Source organism: Cutibacterium nasicola, from assembly GCF_052654715.2.
The window spans coordinates 1,885,262-1,903,401 of sequence record NZ_CP199745.2 but is presented as its reverse complement, the minus strand read 5'-3'; the positions used below and the strand labels follow the sequence as shown (position 1 = coordinate 1,903,401).

At 62.5% G+C, this 18,140-nt stretch carries 22 protein-coding genes; 5 read left to right on the top strand and 17 right to left on the bottom strand.

The genetic code is table 11. The features are described from left to right. Positions 1-27: 27 nt before the first annotated feature. Entirely contained in the window at positions 28-717 is a 690-nt protein-coding gene (locus tag ACUCCZ_RS09005) for a triose-phosphate isomerase (protein WP_270236765.1), read from the bottom strand. Positions 718-953: 236 nt separating this feature from the next. Here ACUCCZ_RS09005 and ispD point away from each other — a divergent pair, with 236 nt between their 5' ends. Beyond that, positions 954-1,769, top strand: coding sequence for a 2-C-methyl-D-erythritol 4-phosphate cytidylyltransferase (gene ispD / locus ACUCCZ_RS09000; protein ID WP_435917206.1), 816 nt, complete (start codon positions 954-956; stop codon positions 1,767-1,769). Beyond that, the gene (gene ispF, locus ACUCCZ_RS08995) at positions 1,769-2,251 is read left to right on the top strand and encodes a 2-C-methyl-D-erythritol 2,4-cyclodiphosphate synthase (protein WP_435917205.1); all 483 of its coding nucleotides are present in this window, start codon (positions 1,769-1,771) and stop codon (positions 2,249-2,251) included. Before ispD ends, ispF begins: the two co-directional genes overlap by 1 nt. Here the strand turns inward: ispF and ACUCCZ_RS08990 are convergent. Continuing rightward, positions 2,229-2,624, bottom strand: coding sequence for a PTS glucitol/sorbitol transporter subunit IIA (locus ACUCCZ_RS08990; RefSeq protein ID WP_435917204.1), 396 nt, complete (start codon positions 2,622-2,624; stop codon positions 2,229-2,231). The two genes, ispF and ACUCCZ_RS08990, sit on opposite strands and share 23 nt — an antisense overlap. A gap of 198 nt (positions 2,625-2,822) precedes the next feature. Here ACUCCZ_RS08990 and ACUCCZ_RS08985 point away from each other — a divergent pair, with 198 nt between their 5' ends. Next, positions 2,823-3,119, top strand: coding sequence for a PTS sugar transporter subunit IIB (locus tag ACUCCZ_RS08985; RefSeq protein ID WP_435917202.1), 297 nt, complete (start codon positions 2,823-2,825; stop codon positions 3,117-3,119). A gap of 89 nt (positions 3,120-3,208) precedes the next feature. Here ACUCCZ_RS08985 and ACUCCZ_RS08980 read toward each other — a convergent pair whose 3' ends face one another. The 3 genes from ACUCCZ_RS08980 to ACUCCZ_RS08970 all read right to left on the bottom strand — a co-directional run bounded on the left by ACUCCZ_RS08980 (position 3,209) and on the right by ACUCCZ_RS08970 (position 5,928). Next, the gene (locus tag ACUCCZ_RS08980) at positions 3,209-3,694 is read right to left on the bottom strand and encodes a CarD family transcriptional regulator (RefSeq protein WP_435917201.1); all 486 of its coding nucleotides are present in this window, start codon (positions 3,692-3,694) and stop codon (positions 3,209-3,211) included. 375 nt (positions 3,695-4,069) lie between these two features. After that, the gene (locus ACUCCZ_RS08975; protein WP_435917200.1) at positions 4,070-4,750 is read right to left on the bottom strand and encodes a response regulator transcription factor; all 681 of its coding nucleotides are present in this window, start codon (positions 4,748-4,750) and stop codon (positions 4,070-4,072) included. Next, a complete protein-coding gene (locus ACUCCZ_RS08970; protein WP_435917199.1) occupies positions 4,747-5,928 on the bottom strand; it encodes a sensor histidine kinase in 1,182 nt (393 codons plus the stop codon). Before ACUCCZ_RS08970 ends, ACUCCZ_RS08975 begins: the two co-directional genes overlap by 4 nt. A 159-nt stretch (positions 5,929-6,087) precedes the next feature. Between ACUCCZ_RS08970 and phoU the strand changes: the two genes are divergently transcribed. Then, complete coding sequence (gene phoU / locus ACUCCZ_RS08965) at positions 6,088-6,756, top strand: phosphate signaling complex protein PhoU (RefSeq protein WP_435917198.1); 669 nt, start codon at positions 6,088-6,090, stop codon at positions 6,754-6,756. A 150-nt stretch (positions 6,757-6,906) separates the two neighbouring features. Here the strand turns inward: phoU and ACUCCZ_RS08960 are convergent, their stop codons facing one another. Then, a complete protein-coding gene (locus ACUCCZ_RS08960; protein ID WP_435917197.1) occupies positions 6,907-7,092 on the bottom strand; it encodes a hypothetical protein in 186 nt (61 codons plus the stop codon). Positions 7,093-7,159: 67 nt separating this feature from the next. On the opposite strand from ACUCCZ_RS08960, the gene ACUCCZ_RS08955 reads away from it, so the two are divergent. Beyond that, a complete protein-coding gene (locus ACUCCZ_RS08955) occupies positions 7,160-7,993 on the top strand; it encodes a polysaccharide deacetylase family protein (RefSeq protein WP_435917196.1) in 834 nt (277 codons plus the stop codon). A 92-nt stretch (positions 7,994-8,085) separates the two neighbouring features. Here ACUCCZ_RS08955 and ACUCCZ_RS08950 read toward each other — a convergent pair whose 3' ends face one another. The 11 genes from ACUCCZ_RS08950 to rlmB form a co-directional block, all read right to left on the bottom strand. Next, positions 8,086-8,835: a phosphoglyceromutase gene (locus ACUCCZ_RS08950; protein WP_435917195.1), complete on the bottom strand. Its 750-nt coding sequence runs from the start codon at positions 8,833-8,835 to the stop codon at positions 8,086-8,088. 53 nt (positions 8,836-8,888) lie between these two features. After that, on the bottom strand, positions 8,889-9,923 hold the full coding sequence (locus ACUCCZ_RS08945; protein ID WP_435917194.1) for a zinc-dependent alcohol dehydrogenase: 1,035 nt from the start codon (positions 9,921-9,923) through the stop codon (positions 8,889-8,891). Beyond that, positions 9,920-10,570, bottom strand: a complete 651-nt coding sequence (locus ACUCCZ_RS08940; protein ID WP_435917193.1) for a class II aldolase/adducin family protein — start codon at positions 10,568-10,570, stop codon at positions 9,920-9,922. The genes ACUCCZ_RS08945 and ACUCCZ_RS08940 overlap by 4 nt, the downstream gene beginning before the upstream one ends. Before the next feature lie 2 nt (positions 10,571-10,572). Next, the gene (locus ACUCCZ_RS08935) at positions 10,573-11,031 is read right to left on the bottom strand and encodes a PTS sugar transporter subunit IIA (RefSeq protein ID WP_435917192.1); all 459 of its coding nucleotides are present in this window, start codon (positions 11,029-11,031) and stop codon (positions 10,573-10,575) included. 67 nt (positions 11,032-11,098) lie between these two features. Beyond that, positions 11,099-11,518, bottom strand: a complete 420-nt coding sequence (locus ACUCCZ_RS08930) for a hypothetical protein (RefSeq protein ID WP_435917191.1) — start codon at positions 11,516-11,518, stop codon at positions 11,099-11,101. A gap of 6 nt (positions 11,519-11,524) precedes the next feature. After that, the gene (locus tag ACUCCZ_RS08925; RefSeq protein ID WP_435917190.1) at positions 11,525-13,009 is read right to left on the bottom strand and encodes a PTS galactitol transporter subunit IIC; all 1,485 of its coding nucleotides are present in this window, start codon (positions 13,007-13,009) and stop codon (positions 11,525-11,527) included. A gap of 78 nt (positions 13,010-13,087) precedes the next feature. Beyond that, entirely contained in the window at positions 13,088-13,381 is a 294-nt protein-coding gene (locus tag ACUCCZ_RS08920; RefSeq protein ID WP_435917385.1) for a PTS sugar transporter subunit IIB, read from the bottom strand. A gap of 257 nt (positions 13,382-13,638) precedes the next feature. Beyond that, the gene (locus tag ACUCCZ_RS08915) at positions 13,639-13,932 is read right to left on the bottom strand and encodes a PTS sugar transporter subunit IIB (RefSeq protein ID WP_435917189.1); all 294 of its coding nucleotides are present in this window, start codon (positions 13,930-13,932) and stop codon (positions 13,639-13,641) included. Positions 13,933-14,137: 205 nt separating this feature from the next. Then, a complete protein-coding gene (locus ACUCCZ_RS08910) occupies positions 14,138-15,133 on the bottom strand; it encodes an asparaginase (RefSeq protein WP_435917384.1) in 996 nt (331 codons plus the stop codon). Positions 15,134-15,605: 472 nt separating this feature from the next. Further along, entirely contained in the window at positions 15,606-17,081 is a 1,476-nt protein-coding gene (locus tag ACUCCZ_RS08905; protein ID WP_435917188.1) for a glycine hydroxymethyltransferase, read from the bottom strand. An 86-nt stretch (positions 17,082-17,167) separates the two neighbouring features. Further along, a complete protein-coding gene (gene rlmB, locus ACUCCZ_RS08900) occupies positions 17,168-18,130 on the bottom strand; it encodes a 23S rRNA (guanosine(2251)-2'-O)-methyltransferase RlmB (protein ID WP_435917187.1) in 963 nt (320 codons plus the stop codon). Between the last annotated feature and the right edge of the window lie 10 nt (positions 18,131-18,140).

Sequence of the window (18,140 nt, the reverse complement as noted above, 5' to 3'; positions counted from 1 at the left end):
GTGCCTTTCTAGTTGTGAAGGTGTGGATCAGCTGTTGCGACGGTTCTTCTCGGCCTTGAGCGGGATGAGCATGTCGGTGATGCGTTCTCGCCAATCGGGTGCGCAGACGATTCCCGACGTTCCGCCCGATGCATCTGCGCCCAGTGACAGCACTCGGGCGACATCGTGCCCGGAAGAAACTCCAGCGCCCTGGAGAACCATGATGGATGGATTGACCTTCTTGACTGCGAGAGTCGAGTCTGCGATGTAGTCGTCTGCCGTAAGTGCGCCTTTACCGATCTGCGCAGTGGGTTCACAGATCATGACGTCGGGGCCCATTTCTGCGACGACGCGACACTGCACGAGGGTGTCTGCGCAGACAACCGTGAGAAGCCCGACTTCGCGGGCGCGCGTGATACTGGCATCCAGGTCCGCCAGGGTCAGCGGATGCTCAGCGTGATTCAGTACGACCGCCTTGGCACCTGCTGCCACCAAGGACTCGGGAAGGACATGTCCCATTCCCCGGCCCGGCGTGATCGGGTCCATGTGTTGGGCTGCCACGATGATGTGGTTCGTCTTCTCGGCGATAAGACGGAGGTCGGTGTGCTGGGCGGTCACCATGATGTCAACACCGTGGGTGGCTGACAGTTCGTCTGCCAACATCGCCATGCGAAGCATCTCGTCGCCGAAGAGGTATGCCTTGGGGTTGATGATGAGGAAAGGTGCCTGTCGGATCATGACGCGCCTCCGTTGGTGCATAAAGTTGCAGTTACAGTGGGCAAAGTTGCTATATGGCAATTTTGACATGCTCGGATCCAAGGTGCAAGAGGTTGCGCAACAGATGGTGATGATCCCGTACTGTGGGTCGGGCGGAGAACTCGCGTGCGTTGGTGGTCCGAGAAGGTCACACATCTGATCCGGTGACGTCGCGACCGCCACCCTTCCCGGTCGTCGCGACCGCTATTGTTCGATCCATGACACCTACACAATCCGTCACCGCTACGCACCCACGAGTGGCGGTTGTCGTTGCAGCCGGTCTGGGAACACGGTTCGGTGGTCCTGTCCCCAAGCAAGTCACCTCGTTGACCGGGAAGGCCGTTGTCGCGGTTGCGGTGGAGTCCCTGGCCGCTGGAGGTTGCGATGAGGCCGTCGTGGTGGTGAAGGAAGGGATGCACAATCATCTGCAGCTGGCATTGGCTGCGTCTCCCATCCCGGTTCACTTCGTGACTGGAGGGGATACGCGTCAGGAGTCGGTTCGTAACGGCCTGAGGTTCGTTGCGAAGCATCATCGTTTGGGCGCAGCCACGACGGTGCTCATCCATGACGCGGTGCGGCCATTGGTGCCTGCGTACGTTGTTGAGAACGTCATCGCGAAAGTCGAGAACGGCGCTGTTGCAGTGACTCCTGTCATCGATGTGGTCGATACCATCCGCCAAGTTGACGGGGATACGTCGTCGGTCATTGACCGGTCCACCCTGCGGGCAGTCCAGACCCCACAGGGGTTCAACCGGGCCGTCATCACCGAGTGTCATGAGCAACTGTTGATTGAAGGTGGGGCGGTGACCGATGACATTTCCTGCTGTGAGCGGTACGGTCACCGAGCCACCCTGGTGGAGGGCTCGCGGATGGCGCTCAAGATCACTGAACCGGTCGATCTCGACATCGCCGAGGTCCTGGCCAAGGCTGCGGCTGGGGCCGGTCACCATTCTGGTCGTCGCGTCGGTCGGATGTTGCGGGCGGTCACCCCGAGCAATGTCGTCGACAAGTTGGGCCACGGGGGCAAGGAGTGATGGAAATTCGGACCGGGATCGGGACCGACGTCCATCAGCTGAGCGACGGCGTGCCGATGCACGTTGCTGGCCTTCACTTCCCTGACGAGACGGTCGGCCTGGCCGGTCATTCTGACGGTGACGTCGCCTGCCACGCCATGTGTGACGCCCTGCTGTCGGCTACCGGACTGGGGGATGTTGGCTCCGTCTTCGGAACCTCGGATCCGCGATGGGCCGGAGCTGCCGGAGTGGTTCTGCTTGGCCGCGTGATTGAACTCGTCACCGCCGACGGATGGACGATCCAGAACGCCGCGGTGCAGATCGTGGGACAACGCCCGCGCATGGCGGCGCGCCGGGCTGAGGCGGAAGCCACGCTGGCGAAGACGGTGGGTGCCCCCGTGTCAGTGTCTGCGACGACGACCGATCATCTCGGATTCACCGGACGTGGTGAAGGGGTGGCAGCAATCGCATCAGCCCTCGTCACTCGGCAGGCTCGATCGTGAGGATCGCGCCCTGGTCAGGCAACTGCGGCTGAGGCCCGGAAACCTTGATGGCCCCTGCGAGCAGGGACTGGTTGGGGGAGTTGAAGTACAACACGACGTGGCCAAGGTCGCCGAGGTTCGAGGTGGCTGACTGCCCGACCTCATCGATCGTGAAACGAGTGCCGGCGACGTTGAGGACGTCGCCGGGAACGATCTCGCGCCTGGGAGGCATGGGGGTGCGGCCACCGCGGTTGTGGAGCACGCAGATGTCCGACAGGGCATCAGGCACGGGTTCGCCGAACAGGACGACGACGCCAGTGTTCAGCATGTCCTGAGCTCCGTTGCCGACGCGGAGCACCACGGCATTCCACAGTGTGCTGCACGTAGTCGCCATGGCGGACCCCTCCTTGAGATGGGCGCTGTGCCCGTGACGGCACGGTACCATCCCTCCCAGTCTTCCAAAGACCCGCTGTCACCAGGGGACCCACCCCCCATCGAAGTGCGTGGACGGGATGCGTTTACCATCATGAAGGAACCCCTTGGTGGACCACATCCAAGGGCGACGAGGTTTCCCTGAGGAGGGGTGGTCACCATGATCGAGAAGAAGGTTCTCGTCTGCTGTGGCACTGGTATCGCGACGTCGGTGCAGGTCGCCAACAAGCTTCAGCGGCTATTGCGTGAGCGCGGAGTCAACGCCAAGATGGAGCACTGCCGCGTTGCAGAAGTGCCGCGAGTCGTCGAGGAATTCAGCCCTGACGCAATCGTCTCAACGACTGCAGTGAAGCAGCCCAATGAGAATGTCAAGATGTTCCGTGGCGTTGCATTCCTCACCGGTGTTGATGAAGGCCAGTTGGCAGACGAGATTGCAGACACGCTGAAGTCGTCATAAGCCCGTGACACAATATCGGGCACAAGTAACGGGGGTTCACCACAAAACAAATGTGGTGAACCCCCGTCACACAATCAGGGTGAACAGCCTCAGGAGGCGAGAATCTCGTCGAGCATCTCCTCGGCCTTGTCGTCCTCCACCTTCTTGGCGAGGGCGAGTTCGGAGACCAGTATCTGGCGAGCCTTGGAGAGCATTCGCTTCTCGCCGGCCGACAGGCCGCGGTCGCGCTCCCGGCGCCACAGGTCGCGAACAACCTCGGCGACCTTCAGGACGTTGCCGGAGTGGAGCTTCTCGAGGTTGGCCTTGTAGCGACGAGACCAGTTGGACGGCTCCTCGACGTTGGTCTTGCGAAGAACCTCGAAAACCTTCTCGAGGCCCTCGTCGTCAACGACGTCACGAACGCCGACAAGGTCGAGGTTGCTGGCTGGCACTCGCACAACCAAATCGTTCTGCCCAAGAATTCTCAGAACGAGGTAGAGCTTTTCCTCTCCCTTGATAGTGCGAGTCTCGATGTCTTCGATCACAGCAGCGCCATGATTTGGGTAGACAACGGTTTCACCAACGTTGAAAGTCATGTGTGTGGCCCCTTTCGATAAATTAATTATATCACATAATAGTTAGTGAAGTCAATTGTTGTTTCGCACGGGCCTCCGAAACGGTGCTACCGTTGTTCGTCACGTCGTCGACGCAGTGGGGCGAGAGGTCCTCGGCTGTCTGGATTGATCAGGGACGCACAGCAGACGCCAATCCGGCTCAACGCAGCAGCGATGAAGCACCCTGGGGGAGGAGACTCCACGATGATCGACCTTCGCTGGACGACCGCTGCCCTTGCTGCCGTCGGAATTACTGGGTAGCCGCTCAACTCGAACAACTCCCTGACGGATCCCTCGAACATACGACACGGCCCCGGTCAGGGCCGGGACCGCGTTCGCCGTTTGGTGGAAGTCGTCTCACGCCTGGAACTTGTAACCGAGTCCACGCACGGTGATGATCCGCACCGGGTGAGAGGAATCCTCCTCGATCTTTGCACGCAACCTCTTGACGTGGACGTCGAGGGTCTTGGTGTCGCCGACGTAGTCGACTCCCCAGACCCGGTCGATGAGGGACGCCCGGGTCATGACTCGTCCGGCATTGCGCAGCAACACCTCGAGCAGGTCGAATTCCTTGAGAGCGAGGCGCATGGTTTTCCCGTCGACACTGACCTCGTGGCGCTCGACGTCCATCCGCACCCCGTTCTCCTCAAGGACGTCGGGGGCGACCTCGATCTCTGGGCAACCGCGACGGGTGACGGCATGAATTCGCGCGACCAGCTCGCGGTGGCTGAAGGGCTTGGTGACGTAGTCGTCAGCTCCCAGCTCCAGACCGACGACCTTGTCGATCTCGGAATCCCTGGCCGTCACCATGATGATCCCGACGTTGCCACGCTGACGCAGCTGCCGACAGACCTCGGTCCCCGGGATTCCCGGCATCATGAGGTCAAGCAGGACGATGTCGGCGCCATTGCGGGAGTAACTTTCCAGTCCGTCGGTGCCGTTGGCCGCGGTGTCGACCTCAAATCCCTCCTTGCGCAGCATGAAGGCGGTGGCCTCGCGGTAGGACTCCTCGTCCTCGATGATGAGTACGCGGCTCATGACTCCTCCTGAGCGGATTCGTTGTAATGGTCGGCGTCAAGGGTGGGAAGTCGAAGGGTGAACGTGGACCCCTGGCCCAGTTTGCTCCACACGTCGACGGATCCCCCGTGCGCCTGGCAGGTGTGTTTGACCAGCGACAAGCCCAGGCCGGTTCCACCGTTTTCCCGGGAGCGGGAATAGTCAACCCGGTAGAACCGTTCGAAGATGCGTTCCTGGTCGGCCTCACTGATGCCAATTCCGTTGTCGGCGACAGCAATCTCGATGACGTCGGTGTCGACGTCACGGACTCGTCTGGCCGAGACTGCCACCCGTGCTTTCGACTCGGAGTACACGATGGCATTCTGAACGAGGTTGGCGATGGCCTCGGTGAGCTGATTCTGGTCCCCGAGCACCCACAGGTCGTCGTCGCAGCGTGCTACCAGGGAGACCTCCCGGTTGGTCGCCAGTTCACGATGGCGGGAGACGGCCTCGTCGATGATGTCGGCGACGGACACCGGCTCGGCGCGGAGCAGGGGCTCGTCCGCCTGCAATCGTGACAAGTCGATGAGTTGCGTCACGAGGTCGGACAGCCTCGTCGACTCCGCAGTCAGTCGCTGGGAGAAGTGGCGGACGGCGTCTGGATCATCGGCGGCGCCCTCGATGGCCTCGGCGAGGATGGACACGGCGCCGATGGGGGTCTTCAATTCATGGGAGACGTTGGCGACGAAGTCCCGGCGTGTCTCGGCGAGCCTGATGTGCCGGGAGCTGTCCGTCGCAGAGATGATCGCGTTGCCGTGGCCGTCAAGGGGGCCCACGCGGACGGTCAGGTTGAGGTTGGCCCCGGTGGATGCCCGCTTCACCTCCAGGGTGTCGACGATGTCGCGGTCTTCCCGTCGTGCGGTGCGCACCGCATTGAGGAGGGCGTCGTCGGCGATCCGTGAGCCGCGCACGAGTTCCATTGACCGGGCGCCCACAGTGGTGTGGAGCACCTCGTCATGGGGTCCGGCGATGACGGCTGCCTCAGTGGCCAGGTCAAGTGCTCGGGCGAGAGTCGGATCGACCTCGAGGGCTTCAATCTCGGTGGCGAGGGTGTCGACGGGGTGACGAGATGAGTCCACTGCCCGGATGATGAGGACCGTCAATCCGGCGCCGACGACGGCACCAATGATCGTTGCCAGAATCATGCCCACACTTTGCATGATAGGGGGGCGGTCGTCATCCTTGTCACCCACTGTCACAAAGGGATGCCATGGTCACTGGCCGTTCACTCAAGGTTCACAGCGGCGCCACGTGGGAGAAACATCCTGGTCGACAGGGTCGATAGGCTTGGTGAGAGCCCACTACGGAAGGACACCGGCATGCGCGAGAGCTACCACGACGAGCTCAATGCCACCAGTGGCAGGATCCTGACGATGGCCGAGTTGGTCCGAGTTGCCGTCAAGGACGCCACCGCGGCTCTCATCGGAGCGGACCTGACCACCGCCGAGCGCGTCATCTCTGATGATTCCAAGGTCGACGCCCTCAACGGGGAGATCGAGCGTCGTTGCTTCGATCTGCTCGCCCGTCAGGCCCCGGTCGCCGGTGAGCTGCGCACCGTCGTCGCGATGTTGAGGATGTGTTACGAGCTCGCTCGAATGGGCGACCTCGCGGCCCACGTCGCCAAGATCGCTCGTCTGCGTTTCCCCGAGGTCGCGGTGCCGCCGGTCGTGGCCGACGAGTTCGTCGAGATGTCGAAGATCGCCGACTCCATGATTGTCAAGGCTGAGAAGACCCTCGCCGATCGCGACGCGGAGGCTGCCGAGTCCCTGGCGGCGGAGGATTCCAAGATGGACGAGCTGCGTCGTGACCAGTTCCGTCTGTTGCTGGGTGACGACTGGACCTATGGCGTCGAGAGTGCTGTCGACACCGCTCTGCTCGGCCGTTACTACGAGCGCATTGCAGACCACGCCGTTGCCGTCGGTTCTCGCGTCATCTACATCGTCACCGGCCATGGGCCGGCTGGCGAGGACTGGCCCACTGCCTACTGATCGCATCGAGGCGTGACGCATCCTGCGTCGGCTTGTACTGCCGGTGACATGAGGGGCGTGTCGCGAATTGGGACACCTCGTACTGAGTACCTAGAATCGGGGTGCCCAACCTGCCGTGGTACACGGCTGATAGTTTTCAGTGAGGTCTCGTCACATGGCTTTTGCCTTCCGCAGAAAAACGACGGCTGGAGCTGTCGTTCTCGTCACCACCGTTTCGATGGCCATCGCCGGGTGCGCCAGTAGCGATCCGGAGTCTGCCAATTCTCCGTCGAAGCCGGTCGCCAGCTCAGCCCAGTCGGCATCCAAGGCTCCGGCATCCAAGGTCCCGACTTCCAAGACTCCTGCCGCCAAACCCAGCGTCTCGAGTGGCGCGAGTGTGTCGGCAGGAATGCCAAGTGGCCCGGTGCCCGCTGGTAAATATGGCGTTGGCGCCGCTGTGACGAAGCCGGATTGCGCAGAACCGCCCTCGAACTACTCGTCCTTCAAGGCCCCCGGCACCGTGGTCAAGGACATCGACGGCCTGGAGCCCGGAACGAACCATGGCACAGCTGCTGACAAGTACGTCTACCCCGCTTCCGTGGTGAACGAGTGGCTGGCGAAGCCGTCGACCCAGCCGAAGGACAAGAAGATCGTCTTCGTGACCTTCGACGATGGTCCGACGACCAAGTTCACCGCCGAGCAGCTCGACAACCTCGAGAAGGCCGGTGCCCGTGCGACCTTCTTCATGATCGCCCCGCAGCTGCGTGACGTAAGCAAGGAGATGCTCAGCCGTTCGCTCAAGATGGGCAATGCCCTCGCCTCGCACTCCTACTCGCACGACTACGATTACCTCTACCCCGGCCACGCCGCCAACGCCAAGCACATCAGCTGTGACTGGGACTGGGCCACTGCCCAGTCGCGGGCAATCCTGGGATCGAGCTACTTCTCCTCGGCCTTCCGCTACCCGGGCGGTCACATGTCCTGGACCAAGCTGTCCCAGGCTGACCAGGCTCTGGCCAAGCGCGGCGTTGCCTGGATCGACTGGAACGCCATGAGCGGCGACGCTGACGTCCAGCGTCCCAAGACCGTCGACGGTTACCTGAAGATGGTCAAGAAGACCATCAACGAGTCTGGTGACCCGAATGTCGTCGTCATCCTCAACCACGACACCTACGGAAAGCAGATGACGGCCGAAGCCATGCCGTCCATCCTCAAGTGGCTCAAGAGCGAGGGCTACGAGTTCGGTGTGATCTCCTGATCCCACCTTCATCTGCACATGGAGCGGCGCCCCGGAGATGATCTCCGGGGCGCCGCTCCATGTGGTTCCAGGACTTGGATGCCGTCACGAACTCACTTGTTTCCCTGGTTGGCGACGGCCTTGGCGCCGGCGGCAGCAGCCTCCGGGTCGAGGTAACGGCCACCCTTGGTGACGGGCTTGAGGTTGTCGTCAAGCTCGTAGAGCAGCGGGATACCGGTTGGAATGTTGAGTCCGGCGATGTCCTCGTCGCTGATCTCGTCGAGGTGCTTGACGAGGGCGCGCAGGGAGTTGCCATGGGCAGCCACCAGCACCGTCTTGCCTGCCTTGAGGTCGGCAGCGATGTCGGAGGTGAAGTACGGCACCATGCGGGCCACGACGTCCTTGAGGCACTCGGAGACGGGACGCTCGGCCTCCGGGATGTCGGCATAGCGCGGGTCATTGAACTGGCTGTACTCACCATTGTGCTCGAGGTTTGGCGGAGGGACGTCGTAGGAACGACGCCATGCCATGAACTGGTCGTTGCCGTACTTCTCCTTGGTCTCGGCCTTGTTCAGGCCCTGCAGAGCGCCGTAGTGTCGCTCGTTGAGGCGCCAGGAGCGACGCACCGGGATCCAGTGACGATCGCAGCCGTCCAGAGCCAGGTAGGCGGTGTGGATGGCGCGACGCAGCAGGGAGGTGTGGACGACGTCGGGGAGGAGGTTCTCCTTCTTGAGCAGGTCAGCGGCGTGGCGGGCCTCGCCCTCGCCCTTCTCATTGAGATCAACGTCCACCCAGCCGGTGAAAAGGTTCTTGGAGTTCCACTCGCTCTCGCCGTGGCGGAGCAGGATGAGCTTTGCAGTCATGCTTCCACCATAGTGCGCATCGGCGACGGGCTCGCAGGTGGTCTGTGATCTGTTCACGGAATCAGCGCGTACTTCGCCCCGTGACCGGCAGCCATGTCCTCCAGGCTCTCGACCAAGGCGTTGAGGGGACGCTCCTCTGTGACGAGGTCGTGGCCGTCAATGATTCCGCTTGTCAGCATGTCCAGCGCGGTAGCCACGTACTTCGGGGTGTGGTGGAAAACCCCCTTGACGAGGTACTCGTTGTAGTGCATTGCCGTGGTGTCGAGCGGCAAGCTTGATCCAGCCTTCGTGCCTCCGAACATGATTGCGGTCGCCCCTGGACGCAGACATGCCATGTTCTGTTCCCACACAGGGGCATATCCGGTCGCCTCGATGCCGATGTCGGCCCCGCGCCCAGCAGGGGTGCGCTTGCGAATGATGTCCCCGTACTCCCGCGGCATTCGGCCAGGGGCCAGGGCGACGATGTCGACCGCACCTGCATGGCTGGCCTGCTCGAGACGGGACACACTGGTGTCGACGCTGATGACGTGGGCACCGGACGCGGTGGCCAGGCGCACGAACATGAGTCCGATTGGCCCTGCGCCGTGGACGACGACGGTGTCCCCGAGCTGGATGCCAGCTTCGGCGATGCCGTGAACGACGCATGCCAGCGGTTCCAGGGGAGCTGCCGCGGAGAAGTCAATGTCGTCAGGTAGCAAATAGGTGTTGCGAGCGGTGATGCCAGCGCTGATGACGAGCTGCTCGGCAAAGGCGCCCCAGAGGAACTCGAGGTTCTCACAGAGGGATTCCCGGCCCTTCTGGCACGCCCAGCAATGGCCACATGGCACGGTGTTGGCGGCCACCACGCGATCACCGGGCTTGAACTTTGTCACCCCCTCGCCGATGGACTCGACGATGCCCGAGACCTCATGTCCGAACCGGCTCGGAGCTGGAGGCATGAGATGGTGCCCGCGGCGGTACGTCTTGAGATCTGTGCCGCAGGTGGTGGCTGCCTTGACGTCGATGCGGATCTCCCCGCGGCCCGGCGCCGGGGAAGGGACGTCGTCCAGGCTGACGTCTCCGGGACCATTGTAAATCCATGCCCTCATCGTGCACCCGGCTTTCCCAGACAGCTCGATCCGGTGATTTCGACCATTGCTTCGTCGAACTGCTCCGGGGTGAGAAGGGACGGGTTTCCGGCAGCGCGGGCGATGACCCACACCTTGCACACCCACTCCAGGTACTGGCAGAGGTTGTAGGCCGATGCCAGGGTGTCGTCCCAACATGCGGCCCCATGGTTACGTAGCAACACGGCTTTGCGGTCGACCATCGCCGTCGCGATGTTGTCTGCCAATTCCTGGGTGCCGAACCGGGCGTAATTGGCGACCCGTACCGGCCCGCCATGAGGGGCCAGCATGTAGTGGATGAGGGGGAGCTCGTCGCACAGCGTGCCTGCGACGGTACCGAAGACCGGATGCGTGTGGATGACCGCCCGGGCATCAGTGCGGGAGTAGATGAGTTCGTGGAACGGAACCTCGGTCGAGGGCTTGAGGCCTCCCTCGATGACGTTGCTGCTCATGTCCAGGACGCAGATCGAATCGGGGGTGAGCTGGTCATAGGGAACTCCCGATGGCGTGATGACGACGTGGTCGTCGACACGTTGGCTGATGTTTCCGGACGTCCCGAGGGTCAGTCCGTCCTCCGTCATCTTGAGGCAGTAATCAATGACCTGTTGTCGCTCATTCTTGTGCAGCATCGTCAATCCTCCACGGTTGCCAAGACATCCACGAGCTTGTCGGCGACCTCCTTGTGGCCGCCGTGCAGCAAGATCTGGTAGGAGGACTCGTCCTGGATGAGGGCGATGACAGCGCCGAGCATCCCGACCTGGTTGGCAGGATCAGTGACGAGAGGCCAGATGCTGAGCTGGACGTCGATACTGCGTTCCGGGTCGTCCATGGCATGGAAGGCGGTGCTCTCGCTGTTTCGACAGATCAGCACACCCGGGGAGATGACATGCTCGGGGTCGATGTGGGGAATGGCGATGGACACGTAGCCGAAGTCGAGCCCGGTGGGGAATTTCTTCTCTCGAGCGCTGACAGCCTCGAGGAAGCTGGGCTTCACCATGTTGTCGGCGGTGAGACGGTTGTTGACCTGGGCGTAAAGGCCATCCTGGGTGGTGGCGGTCACATCGGCCACGATGAGACGGGGCGTCGTCATTGCTCAAACTCCTGTTCGGATTGGACCTCGTGCCGGCGAGCTGTGGTCGCCGGCACGAAGGTTGGGGTCAGCGGGCACGGACGCGTCTGCGTGGTTTGGTCTGGGGTCTGATGCCCAGGACGTCGTCCCGGAATCGGATGAAATAGTTCGGCATTCGCGTCATGTAGACGACGAGGGCATCAGCATCACAGCGCTTCAACCACAGACCGTTGGCTGCTGGCATCCAGCGATGTCGGGCAGCTTCGGCGCGGATGATCGGGGTGAGGTGATCAGCCAACAGGTTGGGGCCTGCCCGACCCGCCTTGGACCACGTGGTGATCTCGGACCTCATCGCCTTCTCGGCCTCTTTGACGACGCGATTTCCGATGATCATGATGGCCATCCATGCGAGCAGCGGCACCATGAACCAGAGGAAGTGTTCCTGAAACCCTTCGATGGCTGAGCGCCACCAAGGGCCGAGGACCATGTCGAGCATGGACTCAACCATGGGGGATCACCACCCTGCTTCCGCTGCTTCTTTTTCGGCTGCGAGTTCTTCCTTGCTCATGTACATCTCACGGTCAGTAATGCCGGGGGTGTTGCCCTTGGCGATGTAGACGAAGAAGGCGATGTAGCAGACGACGGCGAAGGCGAGCAGGAAGACGCTGAACACGATGAACGCGGTGCCGTAGGCCTTGGCCTGTCCGAATACGAAGAAGAAGGCTATGAAGTACGCGATCAGGTGAGCTCCCGAGTCAATGGCGGAGATTTGGCTCGCACCATTGGGGATCGTGAAGTTCGCCTGGCGTGCCAGCTCGGTGGTGGCCGGGGCCATGAAGGTTCCGATGGTCAGCATGCAGGCGACGAAGAAGGACCCGATGACTGTGCCTCGGGCGATGTTCCCTCGGCACCACGTGGTCGCCCACACCGCGAAGAATGGGGTGTCAGCAAGGTCTGCGAAGGGAAGCATCTGGTTGAGGTGCAGGTAGCTCATGAGAATGCCGAGGGCCAGCGTGATGGGCACGAGGATGATGGCGACGGACATGTTGGCCGGGTAACCGACGAGGATGGCGGCGTCAAGGCCGATGTTGAGCTCACGATCCGGGTAGCGCGACTTGATCCATTCCTGGGCTGCGTCGGACAGTGGGATGAGGCCTTCCATGAGGAGACCGACCATGCGAGGCAGCAAGAGCATGACGGCGCCCATGGAGATCGACACCGTGAGGATGTCCTTGATGGCAGTTCCCCATGCGCCGTTGAACTGCGGATAGTACGCGAGGACGCCGATGACGAGGCCGAGCAGGGTACCCATGACCATGGGCTCAGCCCAAGAACCGTACTTTTCCTGGATGTGCTCGGGGGTCATCCTGTTGTTCTTGAACCCGGGGACGTGGTCGAGCATCTTGTTGATGGTCCAGCCCACCGGCGCCCAGGACACGGTGTCCGTGTGGGCCGTCGTGACACCTGGGATCTTGTAGTAATCCTGGATGACAGGGGCGACGATGTCAGCAAGCTTGAGGACGACAACGAGGGTAACAAGACCTGCAGCGAGTCCTAGCCAGAAGTTCCGCGTCACCATGTAGACGAACGCCGCGGAGAAGATGAAGTGCCAGAAGTTCCACATGTCGACGTTGAGGGTGGTCGTCCACTTCAACGCGATCATGACGAGGTTGATGGCAATTCCGATGATGAAGATCCACGGGACGATCTTTGCCGTTCCGAAGGAAATGGCAGCGGCAACCGGCCAGCCGGCGTCGATGATGGGGAGGTCGAGGCCAGTGTTGCGCACCATTGCCTCGGCAGCCGGGCCGAGGCTCTTGGTGAGTAGGCCGATGACCAAGTTGATGCCGATGAATCCAATGCCGATGGTCAGAGCAGCTCGGATGGCCTTGCCGATCTTCATCCTGAAGAACATGCTCAACAGAAAGATGATGATGGGAAGGACAACGCTGGCACCCAGGCCCAAGAAGTATTGAATAACAGTTGTGACGTGGTCCATGGTGGGGGATTCCTTCTGCCAGGTGAATCCTCGACCGTCGTGGGCAGCGAGGATTCCGTCAGTATGGTCGGTGCGCGCTCAGCCCTTGAGGTAGGCGGCAATGTCGTCAGCGAGCTTGTCGGCGCCGACTCCGGTGAGGAAGGCAACCCCCTTGAAGACCTTGATGCCTTCGTCAGGAGACTTGACCATCGTCGTCGAAACGATGGCATCCGGATGGAATGATGCCGTCTGAGCAGGCACCTCCATGGCCTTGCACTCCTTCATGACAGCGTTGATCCCGCGCTCCTCCAGCATCTTCTCGAGCTTGTTGGCCACTTGGACCGAGGTCGCGATGCCGGTGCCGCAGCAGACCAGAACCTTTTTGTTGGCCATCATGTGACTCCCTTGATCAGAGGTGAGCGAACCTCGCTCCACCTGTCGTGATGGGTGGACGCAGCAGTGAGGCGTCAATGCCTCAACCGCCGGGTGTCTGACAGGATGATCCTGCCTCACAGTGAGGAAGACCAACCATTAATGGACGGTCAATGCACTTATGTGCAGACCTTCATGATGATCTGGCAGGAAACGGATGGGGAGGTGCCATGCCTGTCCCGCCGTCGCGTGTGGACATCAACGCAGGAATCGATGGCTCACGCCTTGAGGTCGTCAGCGATCTGGTCGGCGAGCTCATCGGCGCCTACGCCAGTCAGCAGCGGGGTGCCCCGGTAGACCTTGATCTCCTCGTCAGGAAGGGGGATGGCGGTGGTGGCGACGATGGCGTCCGGCTGGAAGGTCTCCACCTGAGCGGGGACGTTGGCCGTCTTGCACTCCTTCATCGTCGCGGCCACCCCACGATCGCGCAGCATTCGCTGCAGCTTGTTGGCCACCTGGACGGAGGTGGCGATGCCGGTGCCGCAGCAGACCAGAACCTTCTTGTTGACCATCAGTACCTCTCCTCGCGTAGATGACGAGCCCACCTCGTCAGTCGGTCTGGGTGTGGTGGTGGAGGGGCGACAGTGCCCCGTGACCACCTGTGATGCATCCATGATTATTCACATCTGGGGGCAGTAGCCAGCCGTATCGGGAAACTTCACAGCAATTCGTGACGAACGTGCAGTCATCCGTGGTGCCGGTGGGAAAGTGCGGCACTCAGATGCTGATCTCCCCGGCGACATCCGTCTCGATCCATCGTCCCAACTCCTTGCCGCGCAGGCCCTGGGACAGCAGGAACACGAGCTTGGCGTAAAGGGCCTCAAGGGTCATGTCATGGGCGCTGATGGCTCCCCCTGCCGTCAAAGCATGGCTCGATTGGTATCGGCCCAGCAGAACATCGGCCTGCATGCATTGGGAGGCGACGACGACGGGGGTCCCGGCATTGATGACGTCGAGGATGGCGTCGACCAGGCCCGGCTCGTCGCTGGGGATGTTCCCGACGCCGAAGGCTCGTAGGATGACGGCCTCGGGCAACGGGTCAAGGACGGCGCGCAACCGTGCCGCGCTGATTCCCGGGGAGAGATCGACGACAAGGACGTCGTGGCGTCGGTACGGCTTCGGATCCAGCCAGCCGCAGCCGGTCGAGTCGTTCTCGACCCATTGCCACGGTGCACCGGTGCGGGCCAGTTGGGGCACAGCGGGGGAGTCGAATCCGTTGTAGGCCCAGGAGGACAGCTTGGTGACACGGTTTCCGCGCAGCAGTTTGTGGCCGAAGAAGACCGCGACACCGTCGAGACGTCCGCTGGTGACAGCGCGCAGGGCGCCGGTGACATTGGGGGCAGCATCGGTTCCGACGACCCCCAGCGAGTACTGCGCCCCCGTGACGACGACCGGCTTGCCGAAATTGGTGAGGGCGTAGGACAGCGCGGCTGAGGTGTAGGCGAGGGTGTCGGTTCCGTGCAGGACCACGAAGGAGTCGGCGTCCTCCTGATGCTCCCACAGATCGTCAACAATCCGACGCCAGTCGTCCGGCGTGGCATTGGCAGAGTCAATGAGGTGCTCAAAGCTCAGGGTCTCGAACGTTCCCGCGAGTTCTGTGCCCGAGAGCAGCTGACCGAGCCATCCCGTCAGGTCGGCCCCAGGTGCCAGTCCGTCTGGGGTGGAGACCATGCCGAGAGTTCCCCCGGTGTAGAGGATGTGAGTACGCATGATTCAAACCCCTGGGGAGTTCTTGACGGCGTTGTCAGACAACACATCGTCTCGCACGGAATACCAGCCTATGACTGTCGCTTTTGCCACGAGGGCGGACAGGAGAAGGGTACAGTGGCCCGGCTCCTTCGTGATATTCCGCACGACGATGATGAGGGACGACGACGAGCAAGGCCAGGGAGACCCACCTGGTTTGCCACCCGCCGTGATTTTTCACGCGGTGTTCCAACCGTGACTGTGGTGCCAGGTTCAATGGTCTGGCTAGGTGGCCCTTCTGGTCTCCATGGATTCACATGATCGAAATCGCAAGATCGGGATCGTGTCGTCGAATGGGAAAAGGCACCGACGAGAACTCGACGGTCCATGTTCTGTCTCGGGGAACACGGACCGTCGAGGGATCGATATCACAGTGTGTGGAAATTAAGGCGTGCGAGAATTGCGCCACAAGGATTCCAGCACGAGGACGTCACAGCCCTCAGGCCAGATCCAGTCCCGGGTAGAGCGGGAAGTTCCCGAGCAGCTCGTCCGCGGCGTCATGGACCTTCTGGGCCACGCCGTCGACAATCTCGTACTTGGCCTTGCCCGGCTCACCGCTGGATGCCGTCACCGGGGTGGTGGCCTTCAGAGCCGTGACGATGAGCTCGGCAACGTGGTCGAACTCGTCAGCGCCGAATCCGCGCGAGGTCAACGCCGGGGTGCCGATACGTACCCCAGAGGTGTACCAGGCACCGTTCGGGTCGGCTGGGATGGAATTGCGGTTGGTCACGACGCCGGAATCCAGCAGGGCTGCCTCGGCCTGACGACCGGTCAATCCGAAGCTCGTGCTGACGTCGAGCAGATTGATGTGATTGTCGGTGCCGTTGGTGATGAGCGTGACGCCGCGCTTCATGAGTCCCTCGGCCAGGGCCTTGGAGTTGTCCGCGACGCGCTGGGCATAGTCGCGGAAGGCCTGGGTGCGGGCCTCGGCCAGGGCGACGGCCTTGGCAGCCATGACATGGGACAGCGGGCCGCCGAGGACCATGGGGCAACCACGGTTGACGTCGTCGGTGTACTCCTTGGTCGTCAGTACCATGCCACCACGCGGGCCGCGCAGCGACTTGTGGGTCGTCGTCGTCACCACCTGGGCGTGGGGGACCGGATTCTCGTCCCCGGTGAAGACCTTGCCGGCCACCAGGCCGGCGAAGTGAGCCATGTCGACCATGAGCACGGCTCCGACCTCGTTGGCGATCTCACGCATCTTCGCGAAGTTCACCCGACGCGGGTAGGCGGAGTATCCGGCGACAATGACCAGGGGCTTGAACTCGCGGGCCAACTCAGCGACCTTGTCGTAGTCGAGCAGACCGGTCTGCGGGTCAGTGCCATAGGAACGTTGGTCGAACATCTTGCCGGAGATGTTCGGACGGAAGCCGTGGGTGAGGTGGCCGCCGGTGTCCAGGCCCATGCCAATGGCGCGCTGGTCATTGAAGCGGTGGCGCAGAGCGTCCCAGTCGTCCTGGGTGAGGTCGTTGACGGTGCGAGCGCCGAACTCCTCAAGGGCGGGGGTCTCGACGTGATGGGCGAGGATCGTCCAGTAGGCGGTGAGGTTGGCGTCAATACCGGAGTGCGGCTGCACATAGGCGTGCTCGGCGCCGAAGAGGGCGCAGGCATGCTCGGCAGCAATCGTCTCGACGGTGTCGACGTTCTGGCAACCGGCATAGAAACGGTGCCCGGCTGTACCCTCGGCGTACTTGTCGGAGAACCAGGTGCCCATGGTCGCCAGGACCGGCAGGGAGGCGTAGTTCTCGGAGGCGATGAGCTTGAGGGAATGACGCTGATCGGTCAGTTCGGCTCGGGTGGCTTCCGCAATCCGGGGCTCAACCTGTGCGATCGCGTCGAGCATGGTGCGGTAGGCCGGGGCCAGCTTTTCAGCGATGTCGCGGGCGGTGGGATCGACGGCACTGGGCTCACTCACGGATGGCTCCTGTCATGACGGGATGGTGAGCACGAATCTACCCGTCCTCAAATTGACGTGTCTCCTGGGGCCGTCAGGGGCAGGCCTCAGCCCTCCGATGCGTTGCCGCGCACCCTCGACGCCTCGTACAGCGCGATCGATGCTGCCACCGAGGCGTTGAGGGACTCGACGTCACTACTGATCGGGATCGACGTCAGCACGTCACAGGACTGCCGGGTGAGACGGGCCAAGCCCTCACCCTCGGAACCGACGACGAGCACCAGTGGACCATCCAGACCGGGAGCGGCAGCGATGTCGGAGTCGGCCTCGCCAGCCAGCCCGACGATCATCCAGCCGGCCTCGGCGAACTTGCCGAGGGCCTGGTTGAGGTTCGACGCCATCGCCACCGGGATGCGTGCGGCAGCCCCGGCGGAGGTCTTCCACGCCGCAGCGGTCATCGAGGCCGAGCGGCGAGACGGGATGAGCACGCCCTGGGCGCCGAAAGCGGCAGCCGAGCGGATGATCGCTCCCAGGTTGCGTGGATCGGTGATCTTGTCCAGTGCCACGACGAGACCGCCGCGATAGGCCTGGGCGCCGGCATCGATGATGTCGTCGACCGTGGCGTACTCGTACTCGGGAAGGCGCAGGGCCACACCCTGGTGATTGGACCCACCCGTCATGCGGTCGAGCTCACCACGAGTGGCCTGCATCAACACGATGCCGTTGTCAGCGGCGAAGGAGAGGATCTCTCGCAGCCGGGAGTCGTGCTCGGCTCCTTCCGCGACGTAGGCGGTGCGCACCGGAAGACCGGCGTGCAGGGCCTCCAACACCGGATTACGACCGATCACCCACTCCGGGCCGGCACCCTTAGCCTGCTTCTCGGCTGGCTTGCGGTTGCCGCCGCGAGCCAGCTTCTCCTGCTTGGCCTTGTACGCCTTGTGGTAAGTGCGATCCTCGGCCTTGGGGGTGGGTCCGCGGCCCTTGAGGCCCCTGCGACCTCGGCCACCGGACCCGGAAGCGGAACTCTTGCCCTTGTGTCCTGCGCCGCGGCGCTTGGAATTTCCTGCCATGTCGGTCTCC

Coding starts and splice junctions, on each gene's coding strand:
- ACUCCZ_RS09005 (WP_270236765.1), bottom strand. CDS start 717: ATGATCCGACAGGCACCTTTCCTCATCATCAACCCCAAGGCATACCTC.
- ispD (WP_435917206.1), top strand. CDS start 954: ATGACACCTACACAATCCGTCACCGCTACGCACCCACGAGTGGCGGTT.
- ispF (WP_435917205.1), top strand. CDS start 1,769: ATGGAAATTCGGACCGGGATCGGGACCGACGTCCATCAGCTGAGCGAC.
- ACUCCZ_RS08990 (WP_435917204.1), bottom strand. CDS start 2,624: ATGGCGACTACGTGCAGCACACTGTGGAATGCCGTGGTGCTCCGCGTC.
- ACUCCZ_RS08985 (WP_435917202.1), top strand. CDS start 2,823: ATGATCGAGAAGAAGGTTCTCGTCTGCTGTGGCACTGGTATCGCGACG.
- ACUCCZ_RS08980 (WP_435917201.1), bottom strand. CDS start 3,694: ATGACTTTCAACGTTGGTGAAACCGTTGTCTACCCAAATCATGGCGCT.
- ACUCCZ_RS08975 (WP_435917200.1), bottom strand. CDS start 4,750: ATGAGCCGCGTACTCATCATCGAGGACGAGGAGTCCTACCGCGAGGCC.
- ACUCCZ_RS08970 (WP_435917199.1), bottom strand. CDS start 5,928: ATGCAAAGTGTGGGCATGATTCTGGCAACGATCATTGGTGCCGTCGTC.
- phoU (WP_435917198.1), top strand. CDS start 6,088: ATGCGCGAGAGCTACCACGACGAGCTCAATGCCACCAGTGGCAGGATC.
- ACUCCZ_RS08950 (WP_435917195.1), bottom strand. CDS start 8,835: ATGACTGCAAAGCTCATCCTGCTCCGCCACGGCGAGAGCGAGTGGAAC.
- ACUCCZ_RS08945 (WP_435917194.1), bottom strand. CDS start 9,923: ATGAGGGCATGGATTTACAATGGTCCCGGAGACGTCAGCCTGGACGAC.
- ACUCCZ_RS08940 (WP_435917193.1), bottom strand. CDS start 10,570: ATGCTGCACAAGAATGAGCGACAACAGGTCATTGATTACTGCCTCAAG.
- ACUCCZ_RS08935 (WP_435917192.1), bottom strand. CDS start 11,031: ATGACGACGCCCCGTCTCATCGTGGCCGATGTGACCGCCACCACCCAG.
- ACUCCZ_RS08930 (WP_435917191.1), bottom strand. CDS start 11,518: ATGGTTGAGTCCATGCTCGACATGGTCCTCGGCCCTTGGTGGCGCTCA.
- ACUCCZ_RS08925 (WP_435917190.1), bottom strand. CDS start 13,009: ATGGACCACGTCACAACTGTTATTCAATACTTCTTGGGCCTGGGTGCC.
- ACUCCZ_RS08920 (WP_435917385.1), bottom strand. CDS start 13,381: ATGGCCAACAAAAAGGTTCTGGTCTGCTGCGGCACCGGCATCGCGACC.
- ACUCCZ_RS08915 (WP_435917189.1), bottom strand. CDS start 13,932: ATGGTCAACAAGAAGGTTCTGGTCTGCTGCGGCACCGGCATCGCCACC.
- rlmB (WP_435917187.1), bottom strand. CDS start 18,130: ATGGCAGGAAATTCCAAGCGCCGCGGCGCAGGACACAAGGGCAAGAGT.